1 protein-coding gene is annotated in these 353 nt (G+C 27.5%); it reads right to left on the bottom strand.

The window, feature by feature from the left end; genetic code table 11:
* Positions 1-67: 67 nt before the first annotated feature.
* Positions 68-353 (bottom strand): transposase (locus tag KGF50_RS22015; RefSeq protein WP_227850008.1); only part of this gene is annotated, 286 nt, incomplete at its 5' end.

The raw sequence follows: 353 nt of genomic DNA, 5'->3' as shown, positions 1-353 counted from the left end.
CAAAGGCTTAAATTCGACCTCGTCAATGTCTACATATTAGCACAATCTTTTTATTTGATTTTCTATGCTAATTTAAGCAACCACACTTGTGATTACTTTTATAATTTGCTAAATTAATACTTGCATTTTTATCCCTATCAATCACAAGATTACACTCTTCATTAGGACATACATAAGTCCTATCTTTTAGTTTTAAATCTTTTTTGATAGTCCCACAACATGAACACATTTTACTACTTGGATAAAATCTATCTGCTTTAACAAATTCGATTTTATTCCATTTACATTTGTATTCAAGTATAGTTATAAACTTATTAAAACATTGCTCTGAAATTGCTTTAGACAAGTGTTTA

Source organism: Clostridioides sp. ZZV15-6598 (assembly GCF_020657705.1).
GTDB classification, from domain to species: Bacteria; Bacillota; Clostridia; order Peptostreptococcales; family Peptostreptococcaceae; genus Clostridioides; species Clostridioides difficile_F.
Note: the sequence above shows the minus strand (reverse complement) of the source record. Positions and strands in the feature narration are given on the sequence as shown.